Source organism: Actinomadura sp. NPDC023710 (assembly GCF_040639875.1).
GTDB lineage: Bacteria > Actinomycetota > Actinomycetes > Streptosporangiales > Streptosporangiaceae > Spirillospora > Spirillospora citrea.
This window is the reverse complement of the sequence record NZ_JBFAGB010000004.1, coordinates 159,329-173,863: the sequence shown is the minus strand read 5'-3', so window position 1 is coordinate 173,863 and position 14,535 is coordinate 159,329. Positions and strand designations below refer to the sequence as shown.

Annotated in this window: 13 protein-coding genes; 5 read left to right on the top strand and 8 right to left on the bottom strand. The window is 73.2% G+C overall.

What is annotated here, in order from left to right:
* Positions 1-176 precede the first annotated feature (176 nt).
* Both AB0H37_RS06530 and AB0H37_RS06525 read left to right on the top strand, forming a co-directional pair.
* Positions 177-1,337, top strand: a complete 1,161-nt coding sequence (locus AB0H37_RS06530) for a hypothetical protein (protein ID WP_329096574.1) — start codon at positions 177-179, stop codon at positions 1,335-1,337.
* 22 nt (positions 1,338-1,359) lie between these two features.
* Positions 1,360-2,241 (top strand): hypothetical protein, encoded by an 882-nt coding sequence (locus AB0H37_RS06525; protein ID WP_360611770.1) that lies wholly within the window; start codon positions 1,360-1,362, stop codon positions 2,239-2,241.
* A 1-nt stretch (position 2,242) separates the two neighbouring features.
* On the opposite strand, the gene AB0H37_RS06520 is transcribed toward AB0H37_RS06525, so the two are convergent.
* From AB0H37_RS06520 to AB0H37_RS06510, 3 genes are all read right to left on the bottom strand, one after another.
* Complete coding sequence (locus tag AB0H37_RS06520; RefSeq protein ID WP_360611769.1) at positions 2,243-2,869, bottom strand: DUF4232 domain-containing protein; 627 nt, start codon at positions 2,867-2,869, stop codon at positions 2,243-2,245.
* A gap of 7 nt (positions 2,870-2,876) precedes the next feature.
* On the bottom strand, positions 2,877-4,145 hold the full coding sequence (locus AB0H37_RS06515) for a helix-turn-helix domain-containing protein (protein ID WP_329096570.1): 1,269 nt from the start codon (positions 4,143-4,145) through the stop codon (positions 2,877-2,879).
* A 204-nt stretch (positions 4,146-4,349) separates the two neighbouring features.
* Entirely contained in the window at positions 4,350-5,480 is a 1,131-nt protein-coding gene (locus AB0H37_RS06510; protein WP_360611768.1) for a serine hydrolase domain-containing protein, read from the bottom strand.
* Positions 5,481-5,644: 164 nt separating this feature from the next.
* Here AB0H37_RS06510 and AB0H37_RS06505 point away from each other — a divergent pair, with 164 nt between their 5' ends.
* Entirely contained in the window at positions 5,645-7,168 is a 1,524-nt protein-coding gene (locus tag AB0H37_RS06505) for an NAD(P)/FAD-dependent oxidoreductase (protein WP_360611767.1), read from the top strand.
* Positions 7,165-8,004, top strand: a complete 840-nt coding sequence (locus AB0H37_RS06500) for a metal-dependent hydrolase (protein ID WP_329096564.1) — start codon at positions 7,165-7,167, stop codon at positions 8,002-8,004. The genes AB0H37_RS06505 and AB0H37_RS06500 overlap by 4 nt, the downstream gene beginning before the upstream one ends.
* Before the next feature lie 21 nt (positions 8,005-8,025).
* Here the strand turns inward: AB0H37_RS06500 and AB0H37_RS06495 are convergent, their stop codons facing one another.
* Both AB0H37_RS06495 and AB0H37_RS06490 read right to left on the bottom strand, forming a co-directional pair.
* A complete protein-coding gene (locus AB0H37_RS06495) occupies positions 8,026-9,699 on the bottom strand; it encodes a hypothetical protein (protein WP_360611766.1) in 1,674 nt (557 codons plus the stop codon).
* 126 nt (positions 9,700-9,825) lie between these two features.
* On the bottom strand, positions 9,826-10,533 hold the full coding sequence (locus tag AB0H37_RS06490) for a hypothetical protein (RefSeq protein ID WP_360611765.1): 708 nt from the start codon (positions 10,531-10,533) through the stop codon (positions 9,826-9,828).
* Between the two features lie 477 nt (positions 10,534-11,010).
* Here AB0H37_RS06490 and AB0H37_RS06485 point away from each other — a divergent pair, with 477 nt between their 5' ends.
* A complete protein-coding gene (locus AB0H37_RS06485) occupies positions 11,011-11,787 on the top strand; it encodes a CAP domain-containing protein (RefSeq protein WP_360611764.1) in 777 nt (258 codons plus the stop codon).
* A gap of 47 nt (positions 11,788-11,834) precedes the next feature.
* On the opposite strand, the gene AB0H37_RS06480 is transcribed toward AB0H37_RS06485, so the two are convergent.
* The 3 genes from AB0H37_RS06480 to AB0H37_RS06470 form a co-directional block, all read right to left on the bottom strand.
* Complete coding sequence (locus AB0H37_RS06480; protein ID WP_360611763.1) at positions 11,835-13,262, bottom strand: sigma-70 family RNA polymerase sigma factor; 1,428 nt, start codon at positions 13,260-13,262, stop codon at positions 11,835-11,837.
* A gap of 154 nt (positions 13,263-13,416) precedes the next feature.
* Entirely contained in the window at positions 13,417-14,106 is a 690-nt protein-coding gene (locus AB0H37_RS06475; protein ID WP_360611762.1) for an NAD(P)H-dependent oxidoreductase, read from the bottom strand.
* 34 nt (positions 14,107-14,140) lie between these two features.
* The gene (locus AB0H37_RS06470) at positions 14,141-14,473 is read right to left on the bottom strand and encodes a metalloregulator ArsR/SmtB family transcription factor (RefSeq protein WP_179831882.1); all 333 of its coding nucleotides are present in this window, start codon (positions 14,471-14,473) and stop codon (positions 14,141-14,143) included.
* Between the last annotated feature and the right edge of the window lie 62 nt (positions 14,474-14,535).

Below are 14,535 nucleotides of genomic sequence, written 5' to 3'. Positions count from 1 at the left end.
GTGGCGGAGCTTACGACAGGAGTCGCCGCTTCAACCGCACATCATGAAAAACATCTCCGTCGCGTGGGGCACTACTCACCCGGGCGCACAAAACCGGGAACTTCTCCGTCTTCCGGCCAGAATCACCGCACACCTTCCCCATGTCACGCTGGGGCTCCCACCCCTGGGAGGAACGCATGCACGCGGTCGTCCTCGCCTGCGCTGCGCAGGTCGTCTACATCGTCGCGTATGTCTTGTTCAAGACGGCCGCCGGGCGGATGAGCCCGCTCTCGGGCCGCCATCCGCTGCACGCCGCCGGACTGCTCGTGCGGAGCCCGCGCTGGCTCGCCGGGCTCGCGGTGCTGATGGCGGGCTTCGGACTCTCCGCCACCGCGCTGGTCGCCCTGCCCGTCGCGGCGACGCTGCCCGCCTACGGGCTCGGCCTCGTCCTGCTGCTGGCCGTCGGGATGAGCGGCTTCGGCGAGCGGCCCACCTCGCGCGAGTGGCTCGCCGTCCTCATCACGGTCGCCGCCATGGTCACCGCGGCGCTGTCGGTGCTGCCGGGGCTGCCCGGCCACGGCGGGGCGGCGTCGCACCGCATCGGCGCCGCGGCGGCCGCGCTGCCGCTGTGGAAGGCCGCGCTGGTGTGCGGTCCCTCGCTGGCCGTCCCGCTGTGGATGTTCTGCGTGCGCGACCGCGCGGTCGGCGGCCGGCACGCGCGCCCGCTGACGGGCATCGCCTACGGCATCGGCGCGGGCGTCCTGCTCGGCGCGACCGAGGTCTTCGGGCAGGGCATGGCGATGATGTTCGCGGCGGGCCGGGCGGCGGACGTGCCGTCCTCGCCGCACCCGTACCTGTTCCTGCTCGCGGGCGTGCTCGGCGTCGGGCTGCTGTCGATCGGCCTCCAGCGCTGCCGCCTCACCGTCATCGTCACCGTCGTCACGGTCACGGCGAAGACGCACCTGCTGCTGTCGGCCACGCTGCTGTACGCGGAGCCGTGGCCGCGCGAGGCCGGTCCGTTCTGGCTCCGGGCCGCGGGCGTCGGGCTGGCCGTCCTGGCACTGCTGGCGTTCCCCCGCCACGAACGCCGGGCCCTGCTCGCTCCCCGCGGCCGGACGTCCCCCGGATCGGGCGGGCCGCGCGAGCGGCCGGCCGTCCTGCCGTCCCGGCCGCACCCGCGTCCCGCGGTGCCGCCGTCCCGTCCGGGCGGGGCGCCGCCCGTGCCGCCGTCCGAGATCAGCGCGCCCCCCGGCGGATGGCCGGTCGCACCGGACCGCGGGCGGAACCGGGAGACCCGCCAAAGCGGCACCGAGCTGGGCAGTGTCAATCTAGGCAATGTCAAGATAGAGTGGAGGTGATCCCGAGAGAGAGGACCGCGTGATGGCGGAAGATCCCGGCTTCGCACGGCAGATGTGGCACCAGCTCGAACCCGTGCACGCCCTGTTCTGGTACTCCCCCGAGGTCTTCGCCGAGGCGCGGGGGCTCGGCTATGACGTCGAGACGCGCTGGCCGAGCTACTTCGCCTGGCGCGCCGCACCGCTCGGCGCCGCGGGCGGCCAGGCCGTGTCGTCCGCCTTCTACAGCTTCAGCCCGCGCATGGTGGCCGAGCACGTCCCCGCCGCCTGGACGGTCGCGCCGCCCGACCGCGTTCTGGAAGCCCGTATGCGCGCCGTCGACCGCATGTACCGGACGCTCCTCGGCGACGGCATCGCAGGCCCGGACCTGGCCGAGGCCGCCGAGCTGGCCCGCGCCGCCGCCGAGGCCGCGAGCACCGCCGGACGCCCGCTCGCCGCCGCCAACGCCGACCTGCCCTGGCCGGACGAGCCGCACCTCGTCCTGTGGCACGCCATCGGCATCCTGCGCGAGCAGCGCGGGGACGGGCACGTGGCCGCGCTCCTCACCCGCGGGCTCGACCCGGTCGAGGCGCTGGTGTCGTTCGCCGCCGTCGGGGCCGCGTCCGTGGAGACGTTCGCGAGCCGCGGCTGGACGGGCGAGGAGTGGGCCGCCGCCCGCGACCGCCTCGCGTCCCGCGGGCTGGTCGACGCGGACGGCGCCGCGACCGACCGCGGACGTGAGCTGCGCGACGACGTCGAGCGGACGACCGACGACCTCGCCCACGAGCCGTGGCGGACGCTCGGCGCCGCCAAGGCCGAGCGGCTGGCGCAGCTCACGATGCCGATCCTGGTGAAGGTGCTGGAGACCGGCCTGATGCCCGCGCAGAACACGCTCGGCATCGGCAAGATCCAGGCGCCGCCTCGCTGAGTCACGGGGTCGGGAGCCGCCAGGCGGTCCCTTCCAGGCGTCCCGTGGTACCGAGGTCGATCGGCCCGTTGGCCGGAACGATCACGACGGGCCGCCCGGGTGCCGGGCGGACCTCCAGGTACTTCCCGGCCACCGCCACCGTGTTCGCATCGGTGACCCTGTTCCGCCAGACGATCACGAACACGGCCTTGCGGCCCGGACGGATCGTCAGCGGCTTCGGCCCGGCGTCCTTGACCTCCTTCGTGCCGCGCACAGTCGTCACGTCGAACGGCTGCCGCCTCTCGTCCAGGACGCGCAGTGCCGGGTAGCCGTTCAGCAGGTACGGGCGGCGCCCGCAGTTGCTCAGCTCGATCTGCGCCGCGCGCAGGCCCATCGCGCTGTCCGGCTCGTTCATCGAGACGGCGATGCCCTCCGGCGTGCAAGGAGGCGGGGTGGGCGACGAGGGCAGCTCTTGCACCGACGGCATGGTGGGAGGCGCCGGTGTCGCGGCGCCCGGCCCCGTGGCGGACCCCGAGCCGTGCCCCGCGGCGGGCACGGCGGCGGAGCCGCACGCGCCGAGGCCGAGCGTGCCGAGGGCGGCGCCCGCCGCGCCGATCAGGCGGATACGGGTCCGCTTCGTGATGTTCACCCGCAGATCATCGCAAATGTCGGAGACTGCGCGGGCGGGCGGGCGTGCGGCGCCCCACCGCCGGATGGTGCGGGGCGGGGGCGGGACGGCGCGACCGCAGATGGGCGGCGCGGAGCGCGACCTCGATGCCGAACCGGGCCTCCGGGTCGGCCAGCGCGTCCCCGAGGGTCTGCTCGATCTTGCGCATCCGGTACCGGACGGTCTGTGGGTGGATGTTCAGTTGCTCGGCGATCTCGGCGGCCGTGCCGCGGGTGACGAGCCAGGTCCGCAGGGTCTCGGTCAGGCGGTCCTGCTGGCCCGGGGTCATGCCGTCCAGGATGCCGAGGCGCCGCCGGGTCAGCTGCTCGACCAGTGCGGGGTCCGACAGCAGCCACAGCGTGACGAGGTTCTCCTCGCACAGCGTCACCGGCCCGTCGAGGACGCCGTCGAGCGCGAGGCCGAGCGCCTGCCGCGCCCAGCGCAGGGAGTCCGCGGCCTGGCCTGTCGGCATGGCGGGGCCGACCGCGATCCGGCGGCCCGGGAGCGCCTCGTCCAGCATCGCCCGGCGCCCGGGGGTGAACGGACCGGGCAGGAGCAGGTGCGGTTCCGGGCACTCCAGTTCGGCGAGGACGTCCTCGTCCAGCGCCGTCCAGGCGCAGGGGGCCTCCGGCTCGACGGCGACCAGCGTGACCTCGTCCGGCAGCGGCCACCCGGCCCCGTCCGCCGCCTCCTGGAGATCGGCGCCGTCCGGGCCGGGAACGGCGAGGAGGAGGCGCAGCAGCCGCCGGCGCCGCTCGTCGAGGGCGAGGATGGGACGCGCCTTGGCGTGCAGGTAGCCGTCGAGCGACTGCGCGGCCAGCTCGTCCATGTAGGCCAGCAGCGCGTCGGCCAGCCGCGACAGCACGGCCGAGGAGATGTCGTGGCGCGGCGCGACCTTCATGACGCGGCGCCACGCGACCTGCCCGCCGATCCGGTACGCGGCCTGGAGGCTGTCCATGCTGCGCCCCTCGTGGGCCTCGTACTGGCCGAGCATCCGCGCCGTCCCGGCGGGGTCGTCGCCGGCCGGCGACCCGGACGGCGCGGCGATCCGCTCGGCGAACGCGGCCAGGTTGCGCTCGACGCCGAGTCGCAGGACGTGGCCGTAGGGGCCGTCGAGCGGCCGCGCGTACTCGGGGATGGCGCGGCGGATCTCGGCGACGATCTCCTCGGCGAGGCTCGGCAGCTCCGGCCGGATCAGCTCGGCGAGCCGCGGCGGGAGATGCGCGGCGGGAACGCCGGAGGCGAGGGCTCGGTTCATCGGCACACCTCGGTACTGTTCATCGGCACACCTCCGTCTGCCCGGCTGTGCGCGGGACGTCCCGACCGTACGCACCGCGCGCACCCTTCTTCTGTAGGGCGGAGGAACAAAACCCTGCGATCGCTGCTCATCTGCTTATAACCGAGCACACCCGCCGTGACGGTTCCTCGGGCAGACGCCGGGACGCCGCCCAAGGAACCGGAATCAGGCGCAGAAGGCGGTGTCGGCGGCCTTGGCGAGGTCGGCCCGGAAGGTCTTGTCGTACTCCAGCTTGGACTCGTTGTAGGTGATGACGGCCTGGCTGCGTCCGTCGGCGCTGGTGTAGGTCCAGGTCCGGTAGCCGGGGAAGCCGCCGTCGTGGCCCCACGCGTACCCGCAGGAGAACCTGATGCGGGCGACGCCGAGGCCGTAGTCCTCCACGACCCCGTCGTCGTCGACCGGCCGGACGTTCCGCATCTCGCGCATCTGCTTCGGCGGCAGCAGCCTGCCGGTGAACAGGGCGCGGTGGAACCGGGCCACGTCGTCCACCGTGCTGACGATGCCGCCGGACGTCCGCGCGCTGGACGGGCTGATCTGCGTGCTCACGTCCCCGTAGTCGTAGTAGTACCCGTGCACGTACCGGCCGGGGAACGAGGGATCGGTCGTCGGGTAGGACGTGTGCCGCAGCCGCAGCGGCGTGAAGATGCGCCGCTGGAACTCGGTGCCCACCGGTCGTCCGGTCGCCCTCTCGATGATCATCCCGGCCAGGACGTAGTTGGTGTTGGAGTAGTTCCAGCTCGTCCCGGGCGCGTACTGCGGCGGCTTCTCCATCGCGATCGCGACGAGCTCCTCCGGCGTCCAGGCCCGCGTGGGGTCGGACATCACTCGCGGATCGGGCGTGTAGTCGTTCAGGCCGCTGGTCTGCGCGAGCAGCTGCCGGATGGTGATCTTCGAGCCGTCGTTGCCGTGGCCCGCGACGGCGCCGGGCAGCCACCTGTCCACGGTGTCGTCCAGCGACAGCCGGTGCTCGGCGGCGAGCTGCAGCACGACCGTCGAGGTGAACGACTTGGTCACGCTGGCGATCCGGAACAGCAGCCGGTGGTCCATCGGCGCGCCCGTGGCCTTGTCGGACACGCCCGAGGTCACATGCGAGACGTGCCCGCCGCGGCGGGTCATCACGATCACGCCGGGCGCGCCGTCGGCGACGAGCCGGTCGGCGGCGGCCTTCACCTTCCGGTCGAGCCCGTGCGGGCCGCGGGACGGGGCGGCGCTCGCCGCCGGGGCGGCGACGAGGGCCGCCCCGGCGATCAGGGCGGTGGCCGAGGCGAGCGAGGCGGTGAGGGACATCCGCGACATGGGTTCCTCCTGGAAGGTCGTCCGCTGAACGTGATCAAGCTTTCCGGCGGGCGCCCCCGGCGGCACTGGGCCCAGAACCCGAGCGGGGGTGTACCTGACGACACCTGGCGGGGTGGACCTCCAGGGGTATATTCGACAAGTGCTCCAATAGTAGGAGGTGCGCCGTGCCGGACGCCGAGGTCGCGATCATCGGGGCCGGGCTGAGCGGGATCGGGATGGGGATCGCGCTCCAGCGCGCCGGCATCGACGACTTCGTCATCCTGGAGCGCGCCGGGGACATCGGCGGGACGTGGCGCGACAACGTCTACCCCGGCATCGGCGTGGACGTGCCCGCGCAGGCGTACCAGTTCAGCTACGCCCTCAACCCGCGCTGGAGCCGGGTGTTCGCGCCGGGCTCCGAGGTCAAGGAGTACCTCGACCGGCTCGCCGACCGGTACGGCATGCGCCGCCACGTCCGCCTGCGCACCGAGGTCACCGAGCGCGTCTGGGACGAGGGCGCCGGGCTCTGGCGCCTGCGGACGCCCGCCGGGGAGGTGACGGCCCGTTTCGTGGTCAGCGCGATCGGCGCGTTCGTCGATCCCAAACCGACCGGCATCGCGGGCCTCGACGACTTCACCGGCACGGTGCTGCGCTCGTCCGGCTGGGACCACGGCTACGACCTGACCGGGAAGCAGGTCGCGGTCGTCGGGACGGGCGCCAGCGCCGTCCAGATCGTCCCGGAGATCGCGTCCCGGACCGCTCGCCTCGACGTCTACCAGCGCACCCCGATCTGGGTGGGCCCGAAGCTGGACGCGCCCGTCCCGAGCCCGGTGCGGTGGCTGTTCCGGCGCGCCCCGCGCCTCCAGGACGCTATACGCCGCACCGCCACACGCGGCGTCGAGAAGATCCTGGTCGACCTGGTCGTCGGGCACGGCAAGGCGCCCTACCTCGCGCAAGGGGGCGCGCGGCTGGCCCGATCACTCTGGTACCGGACGCAGGTCAAGGACCCCGACACGCGCCGGAGGCTGACGCCCGGCTACGGCCTCGGCTGCAAGCGCCCGTCCGTCTCCAACACCTACCTCAGGACTTTCAACCGCCCGAACGTCGCCCTGGTCACCGACGCCATCGACCGGGTCACCCCCACGGGCGTCCGCACCGTGGACGGCCGCGAACGCGACGTGGACGCCATCGTCCTCGCGACGGGGTTCCGCCTGGCCAGCGACCCGGAGGTCTACCGCCGGACCCCGGTGCGCGGCCGCGACGGCTTCGATCTCGCGACGTTCTACACGGAGAACCGGCTCGCGTCCTACGAGGGCATCAGCATCCCCGGGCTGCCCAACCACTTCATGATGTTCGGGCCGTACGGCTGGGTCGGCGGCACCTGGCACCAGCTCGTCGAGACGACCTCGGCCCACGTCGTCCGCGTGATCCAGGAGGCCCGCCGCCGGGGCGCGACCTCGGTGGAGGTGCGTCCCGAGCCGACCGAGCGCTGGACGAACCGCATGCGCGAGCGGCTCGCCGGCTCGCTGTGGGCGACCAACGGCTGCGCGACCGCCAACAGCTACTACTTCGACCATCACGGCGACACCCCCTACCTGCGGCCGACGAGCGCGGCGCAGGCCGCGCACGCCGCCCGCACGTTCCCGCTGGACGACTACGTCTACTCGGCCCCCCACACGTCCCCCGCGTCCGAGGAGAAGTCCGCATGACCCAGCACGCCATCCAGACCCGCCGGGTCGCCTTCGACCACCCGAAGGGATCCCTGCGCCGCCACTACGTGGACGGCGACCTCGTCATGAGCCACCTCGTGGCCCTGCTGTCGGCGACGTTCCCGCCGGGCGAGGACTTCTTCGTCCGGTCGGTGCGGCACTACCGCGACCGCATCACCGACCCGGAGCTCGCCGCGCAGGTGCGCGGGTTCATCGGGCAGGAGGTCGTCCACGGCCGCGAGCACGACCACCTCAACAAGACCCTGCGCGCGATGGGCTACCCGACCCATCGGATCTCCGCCGTCGTCCGGCGCGACCTGCGCCTCGCCGACCGCTTCCTGCCGCCGATCGTCCGCCTCGGCTTCACCGCCGGGCTGGAGCACTACACCGCGACCGCGGCCGAGTGCCTCCTCACCGACCCCCGCGCGCAGGAGCTGCTCGGCGACACCAGCGTCCGGTCGATCCTGCTGTGGCACGCGCTGGAGGAGTCCGAGCACAAGGCCGTCGCGTTCGACGTCTTCCGGCAGGTCGGCGGCACCGAGCGCACACGCGTCCGGACCATGCGGGTCATCAGCGCCGGGTTCCTGTTCCTCATGGTCACCGGCACGTTCATCTCGCTGCTGGGCGACCCCGCCACCTACCGTCCGGGACGGCTGCGCCGCAGCCTCGCCGCGCTCCGGCACTCCCCGTTCCTCAAGCGCGAGGTGATCCGGCGCCTGCGCGCCTACAACAGGCCCGGCTTCCACCCGGACGACTTCGACAGCACCGACGTGCTGGAACGCTGGCGCGAGGAGCTCTTCGGCGCCGAGGGGACCCTCACCGCCAACCTCAAGTGACCGCCGACGCTCCGGGTCCCGTCACCGAGGGGTGACGACCGTGCGGTCTCCGTCCGGCTCGTACGCCACGACCTGGACGACCGGCAGGCGGGCCGCGGCGCCGGCGCGCGGGCCCGGTACCACGAGCAGGGGAGACCCGCCCCGCCGGTCCGCCGCGTCCTCATGGGAGCCCAGCTCACCGACCGACTTCAGCCGCGCGACGCCGGGCCCGGCCGCGGCCAGCAGATGCCAGCGCCGGGACGACCGCCACCACACCGCGGCGGCCGCCGTCTCGCCGGACGAGGTGTGGTCGCTGTTCGTCCCGCCCCGCTCGGACAGCGCCTGCCCGTCCTCGGAGATCAGGATCGAGCGGCCCGGAGCGCCCCACGGCGTGGACGCGTCCACCGTCAGCAGGGTCGCCCGGCCGCCGCCGTCGGGCAGTTCGCCGCTCCAGAGCCGCCCCAGCCGCAGGTCGCCCGACTCGCTCAGCGTCGCCGCCCCCGAACAGGCGACCGCGTTCAACGCCGCCCACCTGGACCGTTCCCCCTGCTCCGGCGGGTCCCGGAACCACACGCGCGGCGCCGCGGACCGTGGATCGTTCGAGGCGAGCTGGGTGACCGTCCACGACCCGGCCGTCATCTGGAACACCAGATAGTTCTGGCAGCGCGGCGTGAACCAGTGCCACGGCAGCGGAGCGCTCAGCCCGTCCCGGACGGCCACCGGCCGCCAGTCCGGAGCCCGGCCGGACGGTACCGCCACTCGCACGTCCCGCAGCCATGGCGGCACGAGGTAGCGCCACGTCATGCCCACCATGACGAGCTGCCCCGCGTCGGTCCCGAGCTTGCGGACCGACTCCACGCCCCGCGATCTCCGCCGCTCGAAATACTGCGCCACGCTGGGCGTGTCCCGCGGGCCGGGGGAGTCGCGCAGCACGACCAGGGACGCCCCGTCCACCGTCCCGGCGTACAGGACGGCGACGCGGCCGAGCGGCGGATCGCGGCGGTCGTCCCGCCAGGCGTCCGCGGCCCGCCGCAGCAGCCTCGCGTCGTGGAGAAGCCCGCCCTGGGAGGGCCACTCGTCGACGGTGGGCGCACCGCTCGCCCGCCACGCATGGGGACCGACCACGGCGGGTGCGCCGCGCCCATCGTCCATCCGGACGAAAACGGCCCCGGCGACCGCCGGCAGCGCCACCGCGACCACGCCCGCCACGGCGGCACGTCTCGCGGACGGGACGGCGAGCGGCGGGCGCAGCCGCACGAGGTCGGGCTCGAACGCCTCGATCTCGGCCCGTTGCGCGGCCTCGTCCATGTCCGTCCGGCCGTCCACGGCATCGATGATCCGGTCCACGTCCCCGAAGCCGACCGGGAGATGGACGCTCAGCTCCGCGACGACCTCGGGAGCGGTGAGACCGTCCCGGCGCAGCAGGTAGGCGAGCCGCTCATGCCGCGGAGATTCCAGCAGAGCCGCCCGGACGGGACCCGGCCCGATCCGCGCGGGCTCGAAGAGGAGGCCGTGCAGCCGGTGCCGCCCGGTCGGCGGGTCCGTGAGCAGGATCGCGACGAGCCGCGCCCGCATGGCCGGATAACCGCCGCGCCGCACCCGCATGGCCCCGGCGGCCGCCCGGCGAGCGCGCGAGAGCGGGTGGTCCCCGTCGTCCAGTGTCAGGTAGGCGAGCCGCAGAAGGCGACCGTAGTGCTCGCGTTCCATTCTTCGCACCGCCCCTCTCCTACCCGCATTGTGCGCCTCGGCCGAAAGAGCCGGGAGGGGTCCGGGACGCGGACCGTGCGAGCAGGGCCGGAACGAGCATCACCTCCACCCGGCTGAACGGCGGGACCAACACCATCAGCGGCGGAGCGCTCCGCGCAGGGTGATGCCGTGCCGCGTGCGCAGCCGCCGCAACTCCCACATCGCCACGGCGGTGACGGACAGCGGGGCTCCCAGGATGAAGGCCACCCGTACCCCGAGCGGCACACCGGCGTAGGCGCCCTGGAACAGGTCGACGACGGCGACCTCCCAGACGAGCAGTGTTGCGAGCAGCGGTGGAACCGTCTCGTGGAGGTCCGCCGTCCGGAAGACGTGCACGAGCGACTGCACGATGCCGTAGAGGCCGAAGGGGCCGAGCCACAGCAGGAAGGCGCCGATCGCGAACAGCAGGACCACCCGCCCCGGTGACGCCGTCCAGTTCGTGTCCTCGGTCACCCAGCCCCGCCCCGTGATCAGTCTCGGCGTGCCGAGCGTGACGAACAGCGCGAGCAGCGCCCCGGCGGGCTTGGCGGCGCGGCGCAGGAAGATGCGCCGGTTGGGCGGGCGGGCCGCCGCGACGAAGACCGCGACGGCGACGGGGAACGTCACCGCCAGCGTGATGAGGGTGGTACGGATCTGGCCGAAGCGATCGTCCATGACGGCGTCGGCGTCCGATGCCAGCCCATAGGAGAACAGCATCCACGTGACGGCGACCAGGCCGACGATCGTTCGCCAGACCTGCACCTTCTTCACCGCCGGGTCGTGCACACGGTCCGGCCGGGACGGCGTGAACACCGCGGTCCCCACGGCGAACGGATTGAAGAGACGTCCGAAGGTCAGCCGGCGCCTCTGAGCCGGCTGCCACGGACCCTGCGGCTGCTGCCACGGACCCTGCGGCTGCCACGGGCCCTGCGGCGGCGGTCCGGGCTGCCACCCCGGTCCCGGCGCCTGTCCTCCTCCGTACGGATTCACCGCGCCCCGCCTCCGCGTCCGCTCATCCCGCGTCCCTCCCGTCGCCGTCCCCAGGGGTCACGAGGAGAATACGCAAGATCTCAGTGAGTGAAAGCGCTTTATTTCGGCTGCGATCGCGCCCCGACCGTTCTCTCCCTCCACGACGAACGCGAGCCCGGACGTCCGCAGCCGCCGAAGCTCGCCGGCTGCCGAGCCGTTTCCGCAGGTAAGCCACGTTTTTCGGATTCCGGACTTAGTTTCTGTTATCCGTATGGAGCGGCCGAGTCTCCCAGGTGTCCGACAAATCCCTGGAAACCCGGAAGGCAGGCTGACGTGAGCGAGAGGAACAGCGCGGGGTCGAGGCGGAGCCCCCGAACGCGTCGCGGGAGCTACGGACGCGCGACGCGTCCGAGCGGGCGGTGGTGGGCCGCCGTCGGCGCGAGCGCGGGCGTGCTCGCCCTGACGGCGGGGGTCGCCTACGGCGTGACCGGCTCTTCCGACGCCCCGGCCGATTCCCGGCCGGTCGCCGACCACGCGGCACCTGCACCCGCCCCGTCCTCCGCCAAGACGAACGTGACGGGCGCAGAACCCAAGGCCGCCAAGACCGCGAAACGCTCGACCGTGGCGAAGAGGCCCGCGAAGCACACCACGAAGCGTCCGCCGAAGAAGAAGCGGCCGACCACACCGGCGCCCCGCTCCACGGCGCCCGGTAGCGGGGGAAGCGGCGGCGGCACGCTCGCCCAGCAGGTCGTCTCCCTGACCAACGCCGAGCGCGCCAAGAACGGCTGCGGCGCCCTGACGGTCGACTCCCGGCTCCAGGCCGCCGCGCAGGGCCACTCCGACGACATGGTCGCCCGCGACTTCTTCGACCACACCAACCCCAGCGGCAAGAACCCCGGCGACCGGATCACCGCCGCCGGTTACCGCTGGTCCACCTACGGCGAGAACATCGCGTACGGCCAGCGGACGCCCGCCGCCGTCATGTCCGCCTGGATGAACAGCTCCGGGCACCGCGCCAACATCCTGAACTGCCGGTTCAAGAACATCGGCGTGGGCGTGACGCTCAAGTCCGGGACGCCGTACTGGACGCAGAACTTCGGCACCCGCTGAGGTGCGCGCGCGCCGGGGCCGCCGCGGGTCGCCCCGGCGCGCACGCCTCACTGCCGCGAGGCGAAGTCCTGCGTCCACCAGGGGCCGCCGGAGCCGGACACGACGCCCACGCCGATCTCGGTGTAGGCGCAGTTCAGGATGTTGGCGCGGTGGTAGGAGCTGGTCATCCAGCTCGACACCGCCGAGGACGGCGTGGCGGCGCCCTGCTGGATGTTCTCCGCCCAGGCCCGCCACCGGTATCCGGCGGCGGTGATGCGGGCGCCCGGGTCCTGCCCGCCCGCGCCGTCGTGGGAGAGCACGCGCCGGGCGGCCATGTCGGCGGAGTGCCTCTGGGCCGCCCTGGTCAGCATCGGATTCTCGCGCAGGGGCCGGCAGCCGTGCCGGGCCCGCTGGAGGTTGGCGAGCCGGATGACCTGGCGTCCCGGGCCGAGGGGCGCCGCGGACGTCTTGCGGGGCCCCGGCGAGCGGCGGGTCTTGGACGGAGTGGGCGACGGCCGTTCGGGGGAGGCCCGCGTCGCACTCGGGGTGGCCACGGGCGTGCTCGGGGGAGCGGCGGACGGGCGCCGCTCGTGGTCGGGTACGGCGAGGAACCAGACGGCGACGGCGGCCGCCACGACCGCGGCCGTCCCGGCGATCACCGCGGTGCGGGCGCCGCGCGCCGCGTGCAGGGCGGCGTCCGCGCCCGAGAGCTTGACGTTCGCCAGCTCCGCCGCCGACAGGTGGGCCGGGGGCGGGACGAGGACCATGCCCGCGAGCAGCACCTCGGCCGGGGCGAGCGTGTGCCGGTGCGCGCGGCAGGCGTCGCATCCGCGTGCGTGCCGCGCTATCCGCTTGCGCCACACCGGCGTGGGCCGTCCGTTCCATGAGGCCGTCAGCTCGGCGAGGCCCGGGCACGGCGGCGTCGCCGCGAGCGCGCGGACCACCAACCGTCCCGTCTCCAGCTGCTCCTTCATCCGGTTCACGCGCACGGCCGCGTGCCGCCGCTTCACGTCCAGGGCCGCGGCCAGCTCGGTGCGCGTCAGCTCGCCCGAAACCTCTAACCACCACAGCGAGAGCAGGTCGCGGTCGGCCGGGTCCAGCCACCGGGTGGCCTCGGCGATCTCCTTGCGCTGTCCGGACAGCCCGAGCCGGACGATGGTGATCTCGACGAAGTCGCCGCCGGGATCGGGGATCTCGTGCGCCGCGTCCAGGCCGACGGCGGGACGTCTCCGGTTCGCCGACCAGCGCCGCCGCACCTGGTTCATCGCGATCGCCACGAGCCAGGACCGGAACCGCGACGGGTCGCGCAGGCCGCCGAGGCCGTTCAGCATCCGCAGCATGGTGTCCTGGACGACGTCGTCCACGTCCGCGTGGCCGTCCAGCGCCCGGCCGACGACGTTGTACACCAGGGGCAGGCAGGTCGACACCAGCCGTTCCCTCGCCGCCGCGTCGCCCGCCTGCGCCGCCGCGACCAGCCGCTCCTCGCCGCCGTCCATCCGCATCCCTTCGCGCCACCGGACCGAACCGCTCGGCCACGTCAGAAGAGACCCCGCCGCCCTCCCCCCGATTACAGGAAAAAGTAGGACATGCTCAAGCGGACGGGTGAACGGTACGGCCCGGCGGCGTCCGGACTCACACCAATGACCGGACTCACACCAAGGAAGCGTCGCGTGACCTGGGATCCGCCGTGACGAGCGTGATGGACTCTCTGACGGTCTCCAGCGCCGCTGCGCGTTCCTGGTCGGTCATGTGGGCGGGGCCGTAGGTGACCACGGGATCGAGCACCTGGTAGCCGACGAACTCCAGCATTCCGCGGTGGATGTGGAACAGGAAGTCGTCCATGGAGCCGAAGGCGCCGCCAGGCTGGAACGACTCACCGGAACCGCCGGTCGTGAACAGCAGCATCGCTCGCCTGCCGGCGAGCGCCGCGTCGCTGAAGAGGCCGTACTCCCCTCCGAAGACCGCGCCCATGGCGAAGACCCGGTCCACCCATCCTTTGAGGACGGCGGGCAGCGAGAACCACCACATCGGGAACGACAGCACCAGCAGGTCGGCGGCCAGCAGGCGGTCGAGGTGGGCCTGGACGGTGGCGTCGAGCGTCCCGTCCTTGACCGCGCGCATCTGCTCGGCCTGCGGCTTGAAGTGGCCTTCCACCGATGCGAAGTCGTCGCGGGCAAGGGTCGGAGCCCATGCGTCCGAGTACAGGTCGAGGACGTCGACGCGGTACCCGGCGTCGCGCAGGGCCTGAGCCGCGGTGGTCATCTGGGCGGTGGTGAACGAGCGGGGCTCGGGATGAGCGTGGACGATCAGGGCAACGGGAGCAGTGTCCGGGGTCGACATGAGGAAATCATATCGACATATCGCGATTCGTCAATCAGATGGTGACGGCGAGCGCCTCCGCCAGCCGTGCCAGCCGCTCCTCGTCCCGCCGGTAGTGGGTCCACTTGCCCACCCGGGTGGGACGCACGAGCCCGGCCCGTTCGAGCGTGCTCATATAGCTGGAGACGGTCGACTGGGCGAGCCCCGCCTTCGCCTGGATGTGCGTGACGCACACGCCGACCGCCCGGCGGTCCGCGATCGGCTCCCAGTCGCCGAAGTGCCTCTCGGGGTCTTTCAGCCACTGCATGATCTGCAGACGGGCAGGGTTGCCGAGGGCCTTGAACGCCTCGATCAGTTCCTCCGGCCCGAGCCCCGCCGCCGCGGCCATCAGCCCATCCCCTTCCAGTCGAACCGACAGACCACGATATCTCGATACTCGACTCACCCCGG